Origin of the sequence: Adonisia turfae CCMR0081 (assembly GCF_011009555.1) — a bacterium.
GTDB classification, from domain to species: Bacteria; Cyanobacteriota; Cyanobacteriia; order Phormidesmidales; family Phormidesmidaceae; genus Leptothoe; species Leptothoe turfae.
The window spans coordinates 7,465,118-7,483,627 of the sequence record NZ_QXHD01000004.1 but is presented as its reverse complement, the minus strand read 5'-3'; the positions used below and the strand labels follow the sequence as shown (position 1 = coordinate 7,483,627).

Here is an 18,510-nt window from a genome sequence, read left to right as displayed (position 1 = left end):
CTCTGGCCTAAGCTATATCTGATGAGATTTAGGCTAGACTTATGACATTTTGGGCTGGATGGTTAACGGTATTTATTATGGGTTTGGTGGCTGTTATCACCCCTGGACCCGATTTTGCGCTGACATTGCGGAGTAGCTTAGCCTATTCGCGGCGAGCTGGCGTGTATACGGCAGTGGGTATTGGTTTGGGGAATACTATTCACGCCACATACTGTTTGGTTGGCATTGGCGCGCTGATTTCCCAATCCATTTTGTTATTCAATGGGCTCAAGCTGCTGGGGGCTGGGTATCTAATTTACCTGGGCATCAAATCTCTACAGGCCAAACCTGTCAGAACCGAATCTCTACAAGATAATCGACGGATTGTCAGTGCATTTGCTGCTTTTCGATTGGGGTTGTTTGGCAATTTACTAAACCCCAAAGCTACACTGTTTTTCTTAGCCCTATTCACTCAAATTGTGCAGCCAGAAACACCATTCGCAGCCCAGGCTCTTTATGGTGGCACCGTGGCATTACAATCCCTTGTTTGGTTCTCTTTACTAGCATTATTAATTTCTCAGCGATGGGTAAAACAGCTGTTAATGGATGTATCTCACTGGTTAGAGCGGGTAACGGGAGCGTTATTAATTTTGTTAGGGCTACGGCTGGCGGTGACTAAGCTTAGCGACTAACGAGTTTGAAACACGCTCAGGCTGAATGTGTAGACATAGCCTGTCAGAAATAGCACCAAGAAAGGAAGTGAGAAGTAGTGGTGGTTGGTGAATGCGATCGCAATCGTCAGCACCAAATACACCATCATCGCCAGCTCTAAATAGGGCACCCAATTTTTAGCCGCTCGATACTTCTTGTCGATCCAGCTTTCCTTTTTGCCAATTACACCATGTTTGGGTGTGCGGATAAAATCCCTATTGTTACGCAATAGACCATCACACACAGCCAGGGATTGATTGATGCTAAGGCCAATGCCTACGCCCATTAGTAAAAACAGGTTCCGTAATATATCCCAGGAAAACACTGTTTTCCTGGGCTGTTGTAAGGAGATTAAATAAAAGCTGACTAAGCTAATGCAGGTTACTAAAGACAGTGGTACGTAGAAGAATATGGCATACTGCCAACGGTAAGGCATAACATAGAGCTGATATGGCAAAGAGAGTAGAAGCATCAGCAACATCAACAGATAGTTGAAGTTGTTGGTCAAATGAAAGAAGGCCTCCCATTTAATATGGGCCGGGAAGTCAGCCCGTAAAAGAGACGGCAATAGCAGCTTTGCCACCTGGCTAGATCCCTTAGCCCAGCGAAACTGCTGGGATTTAAATGAATTCATCTCCATGGGTAACTCTGCAGGTACCCTGATATCTGGTAAGTAGATACACCGCCACCCTTGCATTTGAGCTCGATAAGACAGATCTAAATCTTCGGTAACCGTAGAATGTTGCCAACCGCCTGCATCTTTAATGGCATTGATCCGCCAAATGCCAGCGGTGCCATTAAAGTTAAAAAAACAGCCTGTGCGGCTGCGAGAGGTTTGCTCGGCTACAAAGTGTCCGTCTAACATCAGCGCCTGTAATTCCGTTAGCTGAGAATAGCCACGGTTTAGATGCCCCCAGCGAGCCTGCACCATGCCCACCTGGGGGGCTGAAAAATAGTGCACCATTTTGAGCAATGTGTCTGGTGGTGGAACAAAGTCAGCGTCAAAAATGGCGACAAGTTCCCCCTTTGCCAGGTTTAAACCATGGGCTAGGGCTCCTGCTTTAAAGCCTTGCCGCTGCTGGCGATGGATATGATGAATATCCAGATTCTGTTGTCTGAGCTGCTCTACCTGTTGCTGACAGACCTCTTGAGTTTCATCCGTTGAGTCGTCAAGCACCTGGATTTCTAATTTGTCGATCGGATAGTTCAGCTCACCAACAGCTTTTAGTAGTCGCTCCACCACATACATTTCATTAAAGATGGGCAGTTGGACGGTGACTTTTGGTAGCGTGGCGTCGGTGTAATACTGCTGCGGCTGCGATGCTTGATGTCGATAATGGTAGAACCGCCAGATAATTAGTAGCCTGTGGAAGCTATAAAGGGCAATGATGCATAGGATTAAGTCATAGGCATTGGTGACAATGTCAGACAGGCTCATGTATTTAATACTGATGTTGTTAGGCGGGCTAAGCTGCCAGCAGAGGCATTATAGTCAACGAAATTATGAATAGGCTGGGAAAAAGCTTAGCGGTTGCTGATTTAAGGCAATAAATCTATCTAAAAATTCTCCGATTGCGCAAAAAATCCATTAGGGCCTGGCAAAGCTGAGAACTGTCAGACGCATAATGGATGGGATGGGTAAATCAACCAATATTTGGATGCCTCTATGGATATTGTATTTGGCTTGTTAGCTGCATTTGCATTGCTGTTGATCAGTGCACTACAGGGAATAGCGCTAATGTGGCCATTGGCGGGTGCGATCGCACTATTCATCCTTATCCACCTACGTCGCGGCTATGGGCTGCTGATACTCCTACGTTTCTGTTGGCAAGGAGCTAGACAGTCCTGGCCTGTGTTTAGCATTTTGCTACTCATTGGTGCCCTCATGAGTAGTTGGCTCGCTGGGGGTACCGTACCAGCCCTTGTTTACTACGGTACCCAGCTGATTGCCCCCCACTACTTTGTACTGTCGGCCTTTATCTTGACCGCATTAGTATCCACCTTACTTGGCACCTCCTTTGGGGCTGCTGGCACCATTGGTTTAGCCTTGATGATCATGGCCCGCAGCAGCGGTATGCCCCAGCTTAATTTGGTGGCTGGGGCCATTATTGCCGGAGCTTATGTGGGCGATCGGTGTTCTCCGCTTTCTTCCAGTGCCCATTTGATCGCAACAGTTACTGACACACGCATTTACCAGAATCTGAAACAAATGCTGTTAACGTCTCTGCTGCCCCTATCACTAACGTTACTGACCTATGGCATATTTTCCTGGTTCTATCCATTAGAAATCTCTCAACAGTCCGACATTAGTCGACAAATTGCAGCTACGTTTGATCTCCATGGTGTAACACTTGTTCCGGCGTTACTGGTGTTGGCACTGGCAGCGATACGCGTGAATGTAAAACTTACGATCAGTCTAGGTTGGGGCGTGGCCGTTATCTTAGCGATCGGTCTGCAACACTATTCTCTTACAGATATTCTCCGCTTTACCCTATGGGGTTTTCGACTGGAATCTAGTTCCGAACTAGATTCTATTTTGTTGGGCGGCGGTTTATGGCCCATGCTAAAAGTTTGTGCTGTTGTTTTATTGTCAACCGCCCTATCAGGACTCTTGAGCAATACCCACAGCCTGGACCGTGTAGGACGTTGGTTACGCATAGCGCAACAACAGCGTACTCTCTTTGCGGGCACAACCTTAATTAGCCTGCTTTCAGGAGCCTTTGGCTGCACCCAAACCATTACTATTTTACTTACCCATCAGCTGGTATCGCGTCAATATAAACAACAGGGCCATAACGCCCAGCAAGTAGCCATTGACCTAGAGAACACAGCCGTTGTGCTGGCACCCATGATTCCCTGGAACATTGCGGGGTTAGTCCCCGCCACATTACTGATGGCTGGTCCGGGCTTCATTCCATTTGCGGTGTATCTCTACCTCGTTCCCCTCTGTAACTGGCTCTGGCCTGCTCGCCTAGAGTCTGTACCTGTGCTAGCTACCGTTCAAAAATAAGTCCTGGCCTTAATCGCATCCTCCCTGTTAGTTTGCAAAACGCCGGAGGCACTATTAATAATAGGGCAGCTTGATTTATCACTCAGTTTGTTGCCGACCTCTGTCGTTCGTATTCATTTCCAACCCATGCGCTTTAACCTCTCCAGGTGTATTCGTTTGCAGGCAGTGCCTTTAGTTTTACTGAGCTTGGGAATAGCTTGCGGTGCGCCTGTGCTTGATTCCACAGATGTGGAGATTACGGATACCCAACCAACACAAAATGCTGCTCCTGTAACCGGAGACCCCGTATACTTTGGAGTATTAGCCATTGACAGTGCGGTCTCTGTAAACGAGCGCTACGGTCCCCTGCTCAATTATCTATCAACTGAGATTGGTCGACCTGTTGAGCTAGTTATCTTATCTCAAGAAAGTCAGTTCACTAAGGTTGCAGAAGAAGCATTAGATTTCACGACGAATAATCCCTTGGCTGCCGTACAGATTCAGCGACTTTATGACACTGAGTTCTTGGTGACCCACACTCGCCCTAAAACCGGTGCTCAGTTTAGCGGCCTGATTGTCGTCAATGCTAATAGTGATATGACGTCTATCCAAGACCTGAAAGGCCGAAAAGCAGCCTGTGTTAATTTTCAAACAGCAGCAGCAGGATGTACCTTTCAGATTTATCACCTGTTGCAAAACGGCTTTGACCCTTACAAAGATTTCAGTAGTTTTGTCGAAAATAAATCTCAAGATAACATTGTCTTGGCATTACTGAATAACACCATCGATGTAGGGTTTATTCGTACAGGACAGCTTGAGAAAATGGTTAAAAAAGGCCTACTAACTAGCCAAGATGAAGTCCGCATTATTGACGTGGTAGAGGATGATTTCTTTTATTCCCACACCACAGACCTGTATCCTGAATGGCCTATTGCTAAATTACCAGATACCGACCCTCAACTCGTTGAACAGGTGCAGTCAGCACTCATAAGTATACCGAGCGATCATCCCGCCCTAGAATCTCTACGAGTAGAAGGATTTGTGCCAGCTGTCGACTATAGCCGTCTCGATAACTTGATTGAAACCCTACAGCTAAAAAGCTGGGATGCAAATTAAGGAAGAATACCTTTGTTAAGAGACCTGCTGTCTGAAATTTTAAGATCCCTATGGACTGGTTTTAGAGCTGCAAGCCATGAAAAATCTTCGAAAGTTTTTGGTGCTTAAATTTCAGAATAGTGTGGCATTGCGCTATTTGACAATTGCTAGCTCGTTTGTGTTAGCAGTGCAATTGGTGTTTAGTCTATTACAAATCTCTCGTAACCAAACACAGCAGATGACTAATCTGCGTACTCAAGTTGAAAGCAGAGCTGACTTTTTGCGTGGTGTTGCTCCAGAAGCAGTTTTTGACCTTGACTTTCTATACTTGGAAACAATGATGCAACAGGCAACTGAAGACAGTGACATTGTTTACAGTGTAATAATTAGTCATGATGGGGAGTTATTGACCCAGTATCTCAATCGTGAACAACCTTTAATCAAACTTGTTGCTTCAGAGTCTGAGACTCAGTCTGATGATTTATTAGGGTTGTTGGTAAAGGTTGATCAATTACCCTATGTGCATCAGGTGCAATTACCGATTGAGTCTTTTGGTAAGCCCTTGGGGCAGCTTCGATTAGGGTACTCCACCCAACGAGTGCGCTCAGAAAGTGTTAAAGCTGCCTTAGAAAGTATTATAAGGGCCTTATTAGTAAGTTTCTTACTAGCGCTGCTGACGATTGCCCTATTTAATCGTCAGGTCTATAAGCCTTTGACATCATTGAGGAAATTTGCCCAAGGGTTTGAAGAGGGAAACCTTGATCAACGAATTGAAATTGGCTGTCCAGATGAGATTGGCCAAGTGGGCAATGCCCTGAATCGAATGGCGGATCAGCTACAGGAAAATTGGGTGAAGTTGGCTGAAGCTTTAGATCAGTCAATTGCAGCTAATAGAGCAAAAAGTGAGTTTTTGGCCAGTATGAGTCATGAGTTGAGAACACCACTAAATGCTATTTTAGGCTTTAGTGAGCTGATGGCTCGAGAGAAAGATGTAACCCCTAATCAAAAACGAACACTAGACACTATTAACCGCAGTGGCGAACATTTACTTTCGCTGATTAATGATGTTCTGGAAATGGCAAAAATTGAAGCAGGACAGACTTTAATTGAGCCGGTGGCGTTTGATTTGCATCACTTTTTGCAGACGCTCCACGACATGCTCAGTATACGAGCTAAAGCCCAAAATTTACATTTTGTCTTTGATTATCCATCTGATCTTCCTCGGTACGTTAAAGCGGATGAGCGCAAGTTACGTCAGGTGTTACTAAATTTGTTGAGTAATGCCGTCAAATTCACTAAAGAAGGGAGCGTGAAACTTCAAGTTAAGACTTTGCCAGATTCCTCACAGGCTCAATCTTATCGATTTAAGTTTGCAGTTGAAGACACTGGACTTGGTATTTCGGAGGAAAATTTGACCGTAATCTTTGAGCCATTTGAGCAGACAGAAGTAGGTCGCAATAGTCAACAAGGCACTGGCTTAGGTTTAGCCATTAGTCGCCGTTATGTGCGCCTTATGGGAGGGGATCTAACCGTATCAAGCCAGTTAGGGCAAGGGTCAACGTTTCAATTTTCGGTGCCAATGCAAATGGTAGAAGCCATTGATGTTAAGGTAGCATCCGCAGAAGTAAAGCATGTTGTCGGGCTAGCACCAGATCAAGACACCTGCCGTCTTTTAATTGTGGAAGACGTTGAGGAAAATCAGCAATTGTTAACCAGAGTGCTAGAACTGGTCGGTTTTGAAGTGCAGGTCGCTACCAATGGCATGGAAGGAGTTGAATGTTGGAAAGAGTGGCAGCCTCACTTGATTTGGATGGATATGCGAATGCCTGTGATGGATGGTCTTGAGGCCACCCGCCATATTCGAGACCTTGAAAAAAATCAACCATCAGGGAAAAAACATTCAACAATTATTATTGCATTGACAGCATTTGCCTTTGAGGACCATCGCACAATGGCTCTAGAGGCTGGTTGTGATGACTATGTGCGAAAGCCTTTTCGCGAACAAAACCTGTTCGAAAAGCTTGAGCAGCATTTAGGTGTTCGTTATCTCTACGAAGGGGATGAGCCTGATAAATCAGAGGAATCTGTGAACGTTAATTCTACAAGTGTTGCAGTTAATGAGCCCATTGATAAACAAATAGCTGCAATGCCCCGAGATTGGTTGATAAAACTGCATGAAGCTTCTATACAACTTGATCGTGAAGCTGTGTCCCAGTTATTGCAGCAGGTTGTGGATGACCACGGTGCATTAGTAAATGAGTTACAAACCTGGGTGAATAGTTTCAGATTTGACAAGATTACTGATTATACAGCTGACATTTTAGAAGTTCACCATGGTTGATCAATTGTCGTGTTAAATGAATTGATTTCTTACAGCAAAATAGATAGATATGGCTACTAACATCCTGTTGGTTGATGATACTCCTCAAAATTTAGAGTTGTTGTTTGAGGTTCTACTCCAACAGGAGTACAAGGTACGATGTGCCATTAGTGGTCCCTTAGCCCTTAAGACAATCGAGGCGGCACCTCCTGATCTCATTTTGTTGGATATCAATATGCCAGATATGGACGGCTACACCGTCTGCCGACAGCTACAGTGTGATGAAAGGTTTCGAGAGATTCCAGTTATTTTTATCAGTGCTCTAGGTGAAACCTTAGATAAGGTAAAGGCCTTTGAAGTAGGGGGTGTGGATTATGTAACAAAGCCCTTTCAGATTGAAGAAGTACTAGCCCGTGTTAAAAATCATCTTGCTCTCACATCAGCTCGCGCTGAAATCAAGTCCCTCAATGAAAATCTCGAGCAACGTGTAATAGAGCGTACGAATCAGCTACAAGAAAACTTGGTACAGCTTGCTATCGCCAGGGATGAGGCCCTGGCTGCAGAAAAAGCCAAGAGTGAGTTTTTGGCTACATTAAGCCATGAAATTCGTACACCGATGAATGGCATTATCGGTATGACTGAGTTACTACTTGATACCAATTTAGATTCTGAACAACGTAATTTCGCTGAAACAGTTCAAAACTGTAGTAGTTCGCTACTCACACTCATTAACGATATTCTTGATTTCTCTAAAATTGAGTCGAACAAGCTTGATGTAGAGCATGCACCTTTCAATCTGCGCACCTGTGTGGAAGAATCTCTAGAACTATTGGCTCCCAAAGCTGTAAAGAAAAATTTAGAGCTCTGTTGTGTCGTTGATTTAGATGTGCCAAATACCCTAGTGGGTGATGTCACTCGATTACGGCAGATTTTAGTTAATCTGGTGGGTAATGCTGTCAAATTTACCCATGAGGGTGAGGTTGTTGTTAAAGTACACACTACGCCATCTGAATCTGATCCTCAATCAGCTAATGACGAATTTCTAACTATTCATTTTTTAGTGCAAGATACTGGTATTGGTATCCCTGCAAATAAAGTGGATCGTCTCTTTAAATCCTTTAGCCAAGTAGACTCGTCTACAACTCGTAAATATGGCGGTACTGGTCTTGGACTGGCGATTAGTAAAAAACTGTGTGAATTGATGGGGGGAGCGATGTCCGTAACCAGTGTTGTGGGTGAGGGCTCATGTTTTTCGTTTTCGATTTCTGTTCAAGTATTCTCTGAACAAGATACGCCTCAAGCACCACAGCCAAATAATCAGCTATTGGGAAAGCGGGTACTCATTGTGGATGATAATGCTACTAATCGGGATATTTTAACCTTACAAACTAAGTCCTGGGGGATAGTTCCAATCGCTGCACAGTCTGGCTATGAAGCATTAGGTATTTTAAGTTGTCAGTCTGATTTTGATGCCATTATCCTCGATATGCAAATGCCTAATATGGATGGTTTAACCGTGGCCAATAATATTCGTTTACAGGGAGACTATGGGCAAACCATCCCATTAATTATGTTGACGTCTATTGGCCGACCAGAGCTTCCAGAAAACAGGGTTAAGGCCATTAACTTTGCTGCTTTTCTCAATAAGCCAATTCGGCAATCTCGCTTGTACGATGTGCTTACCCAAGTGCTGATTGGCAAGGTACAACCTAAAGAAGACTTTAAACCAACTAAAACAACATTATTAGAGCCTACCTTTGGGCAAACTCATCCTTTAAAGATTTTAGTTGCAGAAGATAATCTGGTAAATCAACAGCTAGCCAAACAATACTTAAATAAGTTAGGTTACCAACCTGATATAGTTAGCGATGGTTGTAAAGTACTTGAGGCAATGCAACAACATCCCTATGATGTCATCTTTATGGATGTGCAGATGCCCACTATGGATGGATTAGTTACTACAGCAAAAATTCGTGAGCAATGGCCGTTGATTCGACGGCCACAGATTATTGCCTTAACAGCTAATGCCATGCAAGGTGATCGAGAACGATTTCTAGCCGCTGGCATGGATGGCTATATTAGTAAACCGATTCACTTACAAGAACTGATAGAAACCTTAAAAAGGGTGACTGAAAAGCTGTAAACATCAAGATTTGATTGATTGCTCCTCTTTTTGTAATGTTTAAAGCTAAATATGACCGGTAATATTCTGTTGATTGATGATGTTCTTCAAAATGTTGAACTATTGTTCGAGCTTTTACTTAGCCAAGGGTACACGGTTCGCTGTGCTATTAGTGGAGCATTGGCCCTGAAATCTATTGAAGCTGCCCCTCCTGATCTTATTTTGCTGGATATTAATATGCCAGATATGGACGGCTATACCATCTGTCGTCAACTGAAAAGTTGTCAAAATACTCAAGAGATTCCGGTTATCTTTGTCAGCGCTATGGGAGAGACCCTCGATAAGGTAAAAGCATTTGAATCTGGCGGTGTTGACTATGTCACAAAACCATTCCAACTTGAGGAAGTATTAGCCCGCATCTCTACCCATTTAACGCTTAAACAGACCCAGGCTGAGATAAACATGCTCAATGAACAACTTGAGCAGCGGGTTATGGAACGCACTCTGCAACTCCAGGAAGAGATGGCCGAACGTCAGCGAGTGCAAGAAAAGCTGATTTATCAAACCACCCACGATCGGCTTACGGATTGCTTCAATTTACCTGGATTCGTCAAAGTTTTAGAACAGGCGATGGAACAAACCCATTTTTTATCGGAAACCTATGCTGTTTTGAGCTTAACGTGTGAACGCTTTCAACGTATTACCAATGCATTTGGCCACTTGGTAGGGGACGATCTACTGTTACAGGTGGCACATCGTCTTAACCATTGTTTTTCTGATCAGGCAGTAATCGCTAGAATTGGGAGTGATCGATTTGTGGTGTTGCTACAGGGCCTTGCGGCTAACCAAGAGATTGCTCAGAAAACTTGTTTAGCCATGGCTAAACAAGCTCAGGGAGAGTTATCAAAGGTGTTTATTATTGAGCACCATCAGATCTTTTTGCAAACAAAATGGGGGATAACCCTAGGACAACCCCAGTATTCTAGAGCGGATCACATTCTGCGAGATGCTAGCATTGCCTGTTCTCAGGCTTATTCTCTAGGTTTAACTTTGCCAGGGAGGACGGAGGGGAATATAGCAGCGTATTGTGTGTTTAATGCCCACATGCACGATCAGGCATTGGAAAAGGTGCAGTTGGAGAGTAATCTCAGACAGGCTATTGACCGCCAGGAGTTTATTGTTCATTATCAACCCATTGTCTCTCTTGCTACTGGAGAAATCCGAGGCATGGAGGCGCTTGTTCGTTGGCAACATCCTGAACAGGGATTTATTCCACCGAGCCAGTTTATCCCAGCAGCTGAGTCATCTGGATTAATTGTTCCTTTAGGCGCAATTGTGATGCGTCAGGCTTGCGAACAGTTCCGTCAGTGGCAACAGCAGTATCCGTCTTTAGAGCAACTAAAGGTAAGCGTCAACCTTTCGGTACGCCAGTTCGCTCAACCAGATCTGGTAGAACGCATTCAACAGATGTTAGCAGACACAGATCTGCAACCTGAGAACTTACAACTTGAGATTACCGAAAGCGCCATTATGGAGAGTAGTAAATCAGCTGCATCTATTCTGGAAAGATTGCGATCGCAAAACATCCAACTGGCCATCGATGACTTTGGTACAGGCTATTCCTCTTTGAGTTATCTCACTCAGTTTCCCGTCGATACCCTTAAAATCGACCGAGCTTTTGTGAATCAGCTGGGCCAAGATCCCAAACATGTCGGTATCTTCCAAGCGATTGTCACCCTGGCAAATACCCTAGGAATGGATATTGTTGCCGAAGGCATTGAAACAGATCTACAGCTACAGCAGTTGAGAACATTTGGCTGCCAATTAGGCCAGGGTTATCTCTTCTCTAAGCCGGTCGACAGTACAACCATGGCTAAGCTATTCACTCAGCCTGTTTGGTCCCATCATTGGCTAACGGATAATATTAAGAATGATAAAGGTAGGGTAGCCACCCTCCACTAGTTCAGTCGACATTGCTGATCCTTAGGATGACTTTAGGTATGAAACACCGGTAAATAGCCATAGCTCTAGATCGGTACATCTCCTAAATCAGCAATTGTGTGCAATCGAATCAGCGATATATTTTCTCATTGGGACGTTTAAAGCCTGCATTTGTTGGCCGATCATAGACGCCGAGTCTTGTCAAAAATCGACGGAAGCTAACATATACTAGCCATGCGCCGATGAGTGCGGGCAAAATGAAAGCCGCCATCGTGACCTTATCGAAATACTGACCTTCTAGAATTCTGGCTTGCCATACAATCACTATCCTGGCTGGGCCTGTTTCTGTAGATACCCAGTGCGTAATGAAGGCCATGCAAAGGCCCAAAAATCCAAGGGGGACAAGGCAGCCAAGGTTCTGTAACCAGTCTTTCAAGATTGGATGCATGGTTCTAAAGGGATACAGACCGGGGGAAGTCTGCATCAGTGACGAAGAAACTTATACCTATAGAATTCCCATGCAATTTACCAAATCCAGAATTTTTGATTAAACCTGCTCACATCTTATGGAGTTCATAACAATGCAACATGTCTATTGTGGCTACCTGACAGTCAGTTAAAACCCACCTATACGGTCATTCCAGCCATGGCTCGCAGCATTACCAATGCATATCTACACCATTAAGGAGCCCATGGATGAACTTATGGACAGAGTAGTCACCTGTCGGTAGATAACTTCAAAAAATTACAGCATACAAAGTTCTTTCTGATACAAAATTGATCGATCAGTTCTAGAAAAGAGACAGCGTTTAGGGTGAACCTATCTGTCTTTTAACTAAGCGCTGTTGACTGCCAGTGGGTAAAAATGTGAGTCCCTTGCACCCGTAACTCACAATCATCCAGATCAAAGATCAGCGGCTCATACTTAGGATTGGCAGCCTCTAAAACAACCACTGACTCTTTTTGAAAAAAATGTTTTAGGGTAGCACCTTGGCCTTCCACATAAACTGCAACAATCTCACCAGGCCCAGGTTGGTAATCATCAGCTACAGGTCGAATGCCGACATAGGCTCCATCAGGAATACCGGCACCCACCATACTATCTCCTGAAATTTTCAGGACATAATCGTTGGGCTTACGTCCGTTGTACTCAATGTTGAGATACCCATGGTCTTCTGTAGCAGGCTCGTGGCAATAACCGGCTGCAATTTCACCGCGAATGGGTATTCCTTCTAACTCTGATAGTTCAGTGGGAGGAATGTCGTAGGCTTCGAAGTTAACGACCTTAATACCCCGTGATGTACGTTTGCGACGAGTAATATATTGGTTTCGCTCTAACCATTTCAGACTGTTTTGAATGCTGCCATGGGAGCGAGCTGTACCGGTGGTAATTTCTCTCACCGTAGGGCTGTTCTGATGTTTGCGCCAGTACGCTTCGATGAAGCTGAGTACAGTTCCGTGGGGTTTGCGGACAGCCATGGGTCAACATCGTATAGGACAAATGTATTGTAGTTCAATTGTCCTATCAGTGACTAGGGGGTTTGAAAAAAATCAAAAATAGACACTACTGCGCCTGACCGTAAGTTAGAAGAGGTGCTCAATGCTTTGAGGTATTCTATCCGCTGATTTATCGGTTTTCTTCTATGCAGTTGACTGTTGTCGTGCTTAGTATTCACACCGACATCGACTTTCGATGCTGACGGAAAATATTTAGCAGCCTGCAATACGCCAGCTTAAATCAGATTGTTGCTGCATCATATAAGCTGCATCATATAAAGAGTCCACACCAGAATTCATTGGCTAGAGACTCATTGCTACTAACCTGCTACTAACTATGTTACAGAACCTATGCCTGCTATAGAAGTGAAAAACCTAACCAAGGTCTATCCAGTGGCCATTAAGCAACCTGGCCTAGCTGGAACATTACGTCACTTTTTCCAGCGTCAATATCGTCAGGTCAAGGCTGTCAATAATGTATCGTTCTCCATAGAACCAGGGGAAGTGGTTGGTTTTTTGGGACCCAATGGAGCCGGTAAAACCACAACGTTAAAAATGCTGACCGGATTAATTTATCCATCGTCTGGCCAGGTAAGCGTGGCTGGGCAGATCCCCTTTCAGCGTCAGCGTTCTTTTTTGGAGCACATCACTCTGGTCATGGGACAAAAGCAGCAACTAATTTGGGATTTACCGACCCTAGATTCACTGCGGATTAATGGGGCGATCTATGGGCTATCCCACCAAGAGCTACGCGATCGCATCCATGAACTGTCTAAGATGCTTGACCTGACCGATAAACTTACACAGCCTGTCCGTAAGTTATCTTTGGGAGAACGGATGAAGGCTGAAATGTTAGCAGCTCTGTTACATCATCCTCAGGTGTTGTTTTTAGATGAGCCCACATTGGGACTGGATGTCAATGCCCAAATGGCGGTGCGAAATTTTTTGCAGGCTTATAACCGGCGTTACCAGGCAACCATTGTTCTAACGAGTCATTATATGGCTGATATTACGGCGCTTTGCGATCGCGTCTTACTCATCTATCAAGGACAACTCATTTATGATGGGTCTTTGAACAGTCTGATTGAGCAGTTTGCCCCCTATCGTGAAGTGACTGCTGAGCTTGCCCAAGAAATTCCCGCTGCCTCTTTAGAACCCTATGGTGAAATTCAGTCTATCGATGGTTGCAAAGTTGTTCTTTTAGTGCGTAGAGAAGACCTGACCAAAACCGTATCCCAAGTGTTAGCCCAATTGCCAGTCCATGATTTAACCGTTACCGATCCCCCCATAGAAGATGTCATCGGGCGAGTATTTGATATTGGGCTTGAGATTGTTCGCAACTAAAAACATGACCGTCAAAACTCTCCCCCTTACCTGAAGATTAGCCACCCTCACCGATAAAGGGAGTTCCCCCCTTACCTGAAGATTAGCCACCTTCACCAATAAAAGGAGTTCCCCAAAATTTCCAATTTTCCTTATTAAATGGCGAGCGCCACTTATATATGAGAGCTGATTCAATCGCCTGGCGAGGGCGGCGTTCAACAGGAGCATGACGCCAAAACGCTATACCTAACTGACTGTCAAGACCATGATGATAATGCGCATGGCGATAGTTCATTAAATAGCGTTTACAATCATGTTCCCCTTTCCAACGCTGATTTGATTTGACGGTTTCGCCCACATACAACAGCAACTCACTTTTGTAATCAATGACAAAATAGAGGGCTGCCACCCCCACATCACTAAACTGCCAGCGCCAAAATTCCGTATTTTGCTGAGGTAAAGTAAACGGATCGATATCCTCGCCAGGATCACGAGCTGCTTCGAACAAACAAGCTTGCTCCATTATGGGTGTCGCTTGTACGGACGTCTGAAATGTAGCAACTTTACATTTCCAAGCAACGAGCTCGCTATGGCTCAAGGTAGTTTGAGACTGTAAGTTTTGGAATCGAGACTGACTAACGGCCCGCTGAACCTCGTCATTCAGTAGGGAGGGTTGGTTACGATTGCCCATGGAATTACTCCAAGCTCGACGCTATATATGGCGTAATCATGCCTCTAGAAAGCAATCATACCTCTGTATCTAGCATCAAGAATACCTGCTTTACAAGAACATTGCAGAGATGGCAGTAGATTTAATCTGGAAAGTTAACGATTCACCATGTATTGATAGGTATCGACATCGGCCTATTAACGTTCTGAGTAATGACACGTCCTCCACTGTGATGCAAAAGTAACTCCCATTGTGAAGAAAACTACCGAATCTAAGGGCAAGTTTATATTGATTTTGTAGACACTACCTTTTATCAAGTCGGGTTTTGTTGTTACTACTTAAAATTGGATAGAGCAGAGGGTGGCTACCGAGTAAATGCCGAATTGCGTGAGTAATCACTCGATGTTTATTCGTTAGGCTAAACAAGGCGAACAGTATATAGATAACCCGTCTGATGGAACTTTTGGGCAATCTAGGGTTGCCGATTGTTCTACTAGTCTGTTGTAAATATTGCTATTAGATTATGGTCGATAGTGTTAAGACATCCTCTCCTATGTCAGCGTTGGTCCAATCGGAGTTTCAAACTATTCAGCTGCCCATCAGTATGGCAGTAGCTGAAGCAACAGCATTTAAGCAGCAGTGTCAGACGCTTTTTGCCGAGCAGCCTGATTTATCTGAGTTGGTACTGGATTTTTCGGCAACCCGATTTATTGACAGTAGTGGCATTGGCGCTTTGGTGATTTGCCATCGCCTATGTGCGGCTAAAGGTGCCAGGTTGCGATTGGTCGATGTACCCGCCCAGGTCATGATGGTGCTGTCATTAACTGAACTAGATAAGGTATTTGACATTACCCTTGCTGCTGAGGAAGATTCCAATCCTGAAGATCAGGTTTTACCTGAAACTCATCCTTCAGTAAATTCCAAAGCAAAACGCACGCTAGACATCGTAGGAGCCTTTGTAGGATTATTCTTGACTGCTCTGGTTTGTGTACCAGTTGCAATCATTATTAAGCTGGATGATGGAGGTCCTATTTTCTTTGCTCAGACCCGCTGCTCTTGGCTAGGTAAGCGGTTTAAGATTTGGAAATTCCGCTCGATGGTAACGGATGCCGAATCTCGTAAGAGCGAGGTCTCTAACCAGGTGGAAGGCCCACTATTTAAGAATGAAAACGATCCCCGAATCACTAAGATTGGGCGTTTCCTTCGCAAAACCAGCTTAGATGAGTTTCCTCAATTTTGGAATGTGCTCAAGGGGGATATGAGCCTTGTGGGTACAAGACCCCCCACACCTGATGAGATTGAGCAATATGAAGTTGGCCAGTGGCAACGTCTAAATGTCAAGCCAGGAATGACTGGAGAATGGCAGGTTAACGGTCGCTCTAGCATCACTAAGTTTGAGGATGTGATTAAGTTAGACCTGCGCTATCAGGAAAACTGGAGCTTCTTCTATGACATTAAGCTAATTGTCAAAACGGTTCTGGTTTTGTTTAGCAAAAAATCTGGAGCTCACTAAAGCTTTTAAGATTAACACCTAGATAAAAATGAAAAGAAGGGTGTGAACCTGGGTTCACACCCTTCTCTGTTGAATTGAAAATTTTTAAAGGCTCAAATTAGCCAATTTCTACCTGGCTAGTGTCAACGGCAGTGGCACCATCAACGTCTTTAGCAACAGCAATCATTTTGTCGAGGATAGCCTGGCTGGGAACTTTGCCCTTGAGCACTACTTTGCTGCTGAGCTGCGCTACCCATAGAGTTTCGACATCATCCAGCTGAGAATCTTCATCAAAGGCCAGGGTGACCCGCTTAGCTAGACCACTTTCATCAAATTCACCTGTGAGGCCAATTTTGCACAGTGGAATTTCGTTCTCTGCTGCGGGTGAAGATGAAGGTGCGTTATTGGCAGCAGCGGCAGTGGGAGCAGCAGCAGTCTTTTTAGGGGTGGAAGCTTTTTTGGCACCAGGGCGACGACCAGCGGTAATACTAGCGCCTGCAGGCTTGTCCTGCTTAAAGATACGTTTTAGAAAACCCATGAAAATTTCCTACGTGAATACCACAAGTGAGTAGAACAAATGCCTCACATTGATCAGGGTACCGGTCGACTTCTGATCCCATCGACATTTTCAGAAACAAATAACCTTAATGACGTCTAATCGCGTATTTTTCTGCGCCGGATGGCAGATTTTCTAGGGTATGCAATTTCTACAGTACGTAATCGTCACGATGAACATTGAAGGAACTTGCTAAGGAACTTGCTATAGTCTGAACACGGTTGCATAGATGTTTTCGCCGAAGCGAACCATGGTACGAGACGGGCTGAAAACGGTAACGAATCGCTATTTTGGTGGGCGACGAGTATCCCCCATGGCGCTAAAGCACATGCGCGATAGCCTCATGGATGATTCAGAGCTAAATCGTGACTATGTGGTCATGACAATTGGTGCCTGTATCATTGCGACGCTGGGTCTCCTTTCAAATAGTGCGGCGGTAATCATAGGGGCAATGCTGGTGGCACCGCTGATGTTACCGATTCGGGGCATGGCCTTTGGTTTTTTGGAAGGTGATATTGAGCTGATTACGGAAGGTGCCAAGGCGCTGGGAGTGGGTACGATACTTGCGATCGCACTCTCCACGGCTCTAGGCTTCATGCTAGGTCTCTCGGAATATGGGTCGGAAGTGTGGGCGCGATCAGAACCAACGCTACTGGATCTGGGCATTGCAATTACGGCGGGTGGCATTAGCGGATTTGCCAAGGTGCAGCCAAAGATATCGAGTACGTTGGCGGGAACTGCGATCGCAGTGGCCTTAATGCCGCCAGTCTGTGTGATTGGGTTAGGGTTGGCCCAGGGAAAAATGGCCCTGAGTCAGGGTGCGACCTTACTGTATGTGACCAATTTGATCGGTATTACCCTGGCCTGTATGTTGGCCTTTTGGCTAACGGGGTATGCACCGTTTCAAAAAGCGCGTAAGTCGTTGCGATATGTGTTAATCATCACAGGGGCATTAGTGATTCCACTGGCCCTGAGTTTGGTGGAGCTAGTGCGCCAGAACCGAGCCGAAGATAGTGTTCGCGATGCATTGGTGAATGGCACAGTCACGTTTCAACGGTTAGAGCTGATTGACCTTGATATTGATTGGTTGCCCAGCCCACCGGAGGTGCGGTTGACGGTGTATAGCGTAGAGCCGGTAACGCCTACCCAGGTGGGATTACTTGAGCAATATGTAACCGATCGCATGAACCGACCGTTTCGATTAATTTTTGAGGTCAGCGAGGTGCAAGAAGTCACTAAGGAAGAAGTGCAGCCTGCCAGCGGTGAGCCAGATGGCGAAGAGTAATATCGTAAGACATCTTTAGCCGAAAGTGAAGCGAAATCCATTGCAGAGTTTCGTTTAGGTATTCCCTTTGTGATGGATCTGGTGGCGGCGATGTGTGCAAAGGGGAAGCCCATCACTAAAATTGGGGCTCCGGTGCCGAGAAAAGATGGAGAAACTAGCGAGCGAGATCGGGTGATTAAAGAGACTTGTGAACGGTTTCTAAAACATTGTTTGGATACCCCGAAGACCCTTGCCAGATAAGCAGCTTACCTTTGTCCTGGCAATGTTGCGGCGGTCGCAGATGGATTTGTTGGGGGCGATGGTGAATGTGCAAACGGGTCTGGAAGAACGGTTAAAAGCACTACAGGGGAGATATACCTTTTGACCTCGATCCGTCCTATGCCACGGCGCACAACAATCTGGCCAATACGTACAGAAATGATTACCCTCCTCCGCAATGCTATCGCCCAGCCATCCACCCAATAATCTAAAAAATTGAGAAACTACTGAAAACCAAGAACCAACAACCCCAACCTATTGGCAAGCTAAAA

15 protein-coding genes and 1 pseudogene are annotated in these 18,510 nt (G+C 45.0%); 11 read left to right on the top strand and 5 right to left on the bottom strand.

All coding sequences use genetic code 11. From position 1 onward, the window contains the following. The first annotated feature begins 41 nt into the window (after positions 1 to 41). The gene (locus DXZ20_RS35970; protein WP_163703240.1) at positions 42 to 671 is read left to right on the top strand and encodes a LysE family transporter; all 630 of its coding nucleotides are present in this window, start codon (positions 42 to 44) and stop codon (positions 669 to 671) included. On the opposite strand, the gene DXZ20_RS35965 is transcribed toward DXZ20_RS35970, so the two are convergent. Then, a complete protein-coding gene (locus DXZ20_RS35965; protein WP_163703239.1) occupies positions 668 to 2,128 on the bottom strand; it encodes a glycosyltransferase in 1,461 nt (486 codons plus the stop codon). The genes DXZ20_RS35970 and DXZ20_RS35965 overlap by 4 nt on opposite strands. A gap of 228 nt (positions 2,129 to 2,356) precedes the next feature. Here DXZ20_RS35965 and DXZ20_RS35960 point away from each other — a divergent pair, with 228 nt between their 5' ends. From DXZ20_RS35960 to DXZ20_RS38835, 6 genes and pseudogenes are all read left to right on the top strand, one after another. Further along, positions 2,357 to 3,700, top strand: coding sequence for a Na+/H+ antiporter NhaC family protein (locus DXZ20_RS35960; RefSeq protein WP_163703238.1), 1,344 nt, complete (start codon positions 2,357 to 2,359; stop codon positions 3,698 to 3,700). 210 nt (positions 3,701 to 3,910) lie between these two features. Beyond that, positions 3,911 to 4,795 (top strand): phosphate/phosphite/phosphonate ABC transporter substrate-binding protein, encoded by an 885-nt coding sequence (locus tag DXZ20_RS35955; RefSeq protein WP_348918753.1) that lies wholly within the window; start codon positions 3,911 to 3,913, stop codon positions 4,793 to 4,795. A 76-nt stretch (positions 4,796 to 4,871) separates the two neighbouring features. Beyond that, positions 4,872 to 7,115: an ATP-binding protein gene (locus DXZ20_RS35950; protein WP_163703237.1), complete on the top strand. Its 2,244-nt coding sequence runs from the start codon at positions 4,872 to 4,874 to the stop codon at positions 7,113 to 7,115. A gap of 49 nt (positions 7,116 to 7,164) precedes the next feature. Beyond that, a complete protein-coding gene (locus DXZ20_RS35945; protein WP_250566045.1) occupies positions 7,165 to 9,237 on the top strand; it encodes a response regulator in 2,073 nt (690 codons plus the stop codon). A 51-nt stretch (positions 9,238 to 9,288) separates the two neighbouring features. Continuing rightward, positions 9,289 to 10,188: pseudogene (locus DXZ20_RS38840) on the top strand (response regulator); the annotation flags it as partial. A 132-nt stretch (positions 10,189 to 10,320) separates the two neighbouring features. Then, on the top strand, positions 10,321 to 11,178 hold the full coding sequence (locus DXZ20_RS38835) for a putative bifunctional diguanylate cyclase/phosphodiesterase (RefSeq protein ID WP_431732111.1): 858 nt from the start codon (positions 10,321 to 10,323) through the stop codon (positions 11,176 to 11,178). 109 nt (positions 11,179 to 11,287) lie between these two features. Here the strand turns inward: DXZ20_RS38835 and DXZ20_RS35935 are convergent, their stop codons facing one another. Further along, entirely contained in the window at positions 11,288 to 11,533 is a 246-nt protein-coding gene (locus DXZ20_RS35935) for a hypothetical protein (RefSeq protein ID WP_163669686.1), read from the bottom strand. Positions 11,534 to 11,988: 455 nt separating this feature from the next. Continuing rightward, positions 11,989 to 12,636, bottom strand: coding sequence for a LexA family protein (locus DXZ20_RS35930; RefSeq protein ID WP_163669684.1), 648 nt, complete (start codon positions 12,634 to 12,636; stop codon positions 11,989 to 11,991). A 369-nt stretch (positions 12,637 to 13,005) separates the two neighbouring features. On the opposite strand from DXZ20_RS35930, the gene DXZ20_RS35925 reads away from it, so the two are divergent. Continuing rightward, entirely contained in the window at positions 13,006 to 13,998 is a 993-nt protein-coding gene (locus DXZ20_RS35925; protein WP_163703235.1) for an ABC transporter ATP-binding protein, read from the top strand. 82 nt (positions 13,999 to 14,080) lie between these two features. Here the strand turns inward: DXZ20_RS35925 and DXZ20_RS35920 are convergent, their stop codons facing one another. After that, positions 14,081 to 14,668, bottom strand: a complete 588-nt coding sequence (locus DXZ20_RS35920; RefSeq protein ID WP_163703234.1) for a GIY-YIG nuclease family protein — start codon at positions 14,666 to 14,668, stop codon at positions 14,081 to 14,083. A 532-nt stretch (positions 14,669 to 15,200) separates the two neighbouring features. Between DXZ20_RS35920 and DXZ20_RS35915 the strand changes: the two genes are divergently transcribed. After that, on the top strand, positions 15,201 to 16,160 hold the full coding sequence (locus tag DXZ20_RS35915) for a sugar transferase (RefSeq protein WP_250565154.1): 960 nt from the start codon (positions 15,201 to 15,203) through the stop codon (positions 16,158 to 16,160). Positions 16,161 to 16,257: 97 nt separating this feature from the next. On the opposite strand, the gene DXZ20_RS35910 is transcribed toward DXZ20_RS35915, so the two are convergent. Continuing rightward, positions 16,258 to 16,677 (bottom strand): BON domain-containing protein, encoded by a 420-nt coding sequence (locus DXZ20_RS35910; protein ID WP_163669670.1) that lies wholly within the window; start codon positions 16,675 to 16,677, stop codon positions 16,258 to 16,260. 268 nt (positions 16,678 to 16,945) lie between these two features. On the opposite strand from DXZ20_RS35910, the gene DXZ20_RS35905 reads away from it, so the two are divergent. After that, on the top strand, positions 16,946 to 17,980 hold the full coding sequence (locus DXZ20_RS35905) for a TIGR00341 family protein (protein ID WP_163703233.1): 1,035 nt from the start codon (positions 16,946 to 16,948) through the stop codon (positions 17,978 to 17,980). 229 nt (positions 17,981 to 18,209) lie between these two features. Continuing rightward, positions 18,210 to 18,344 (top strand): hypothetical protein, encoded by a 135-nt coding sequence (locus tag DXZ20_RS38385; RefSeq protein ID WP_284681706.1) that lies wholly within the window; start codon positions 18,210 to 18,212, stop codon positions 18,342 to 18,344. Positions 18,345 to 18,510 lie beyond the last annotated feature (166 nt).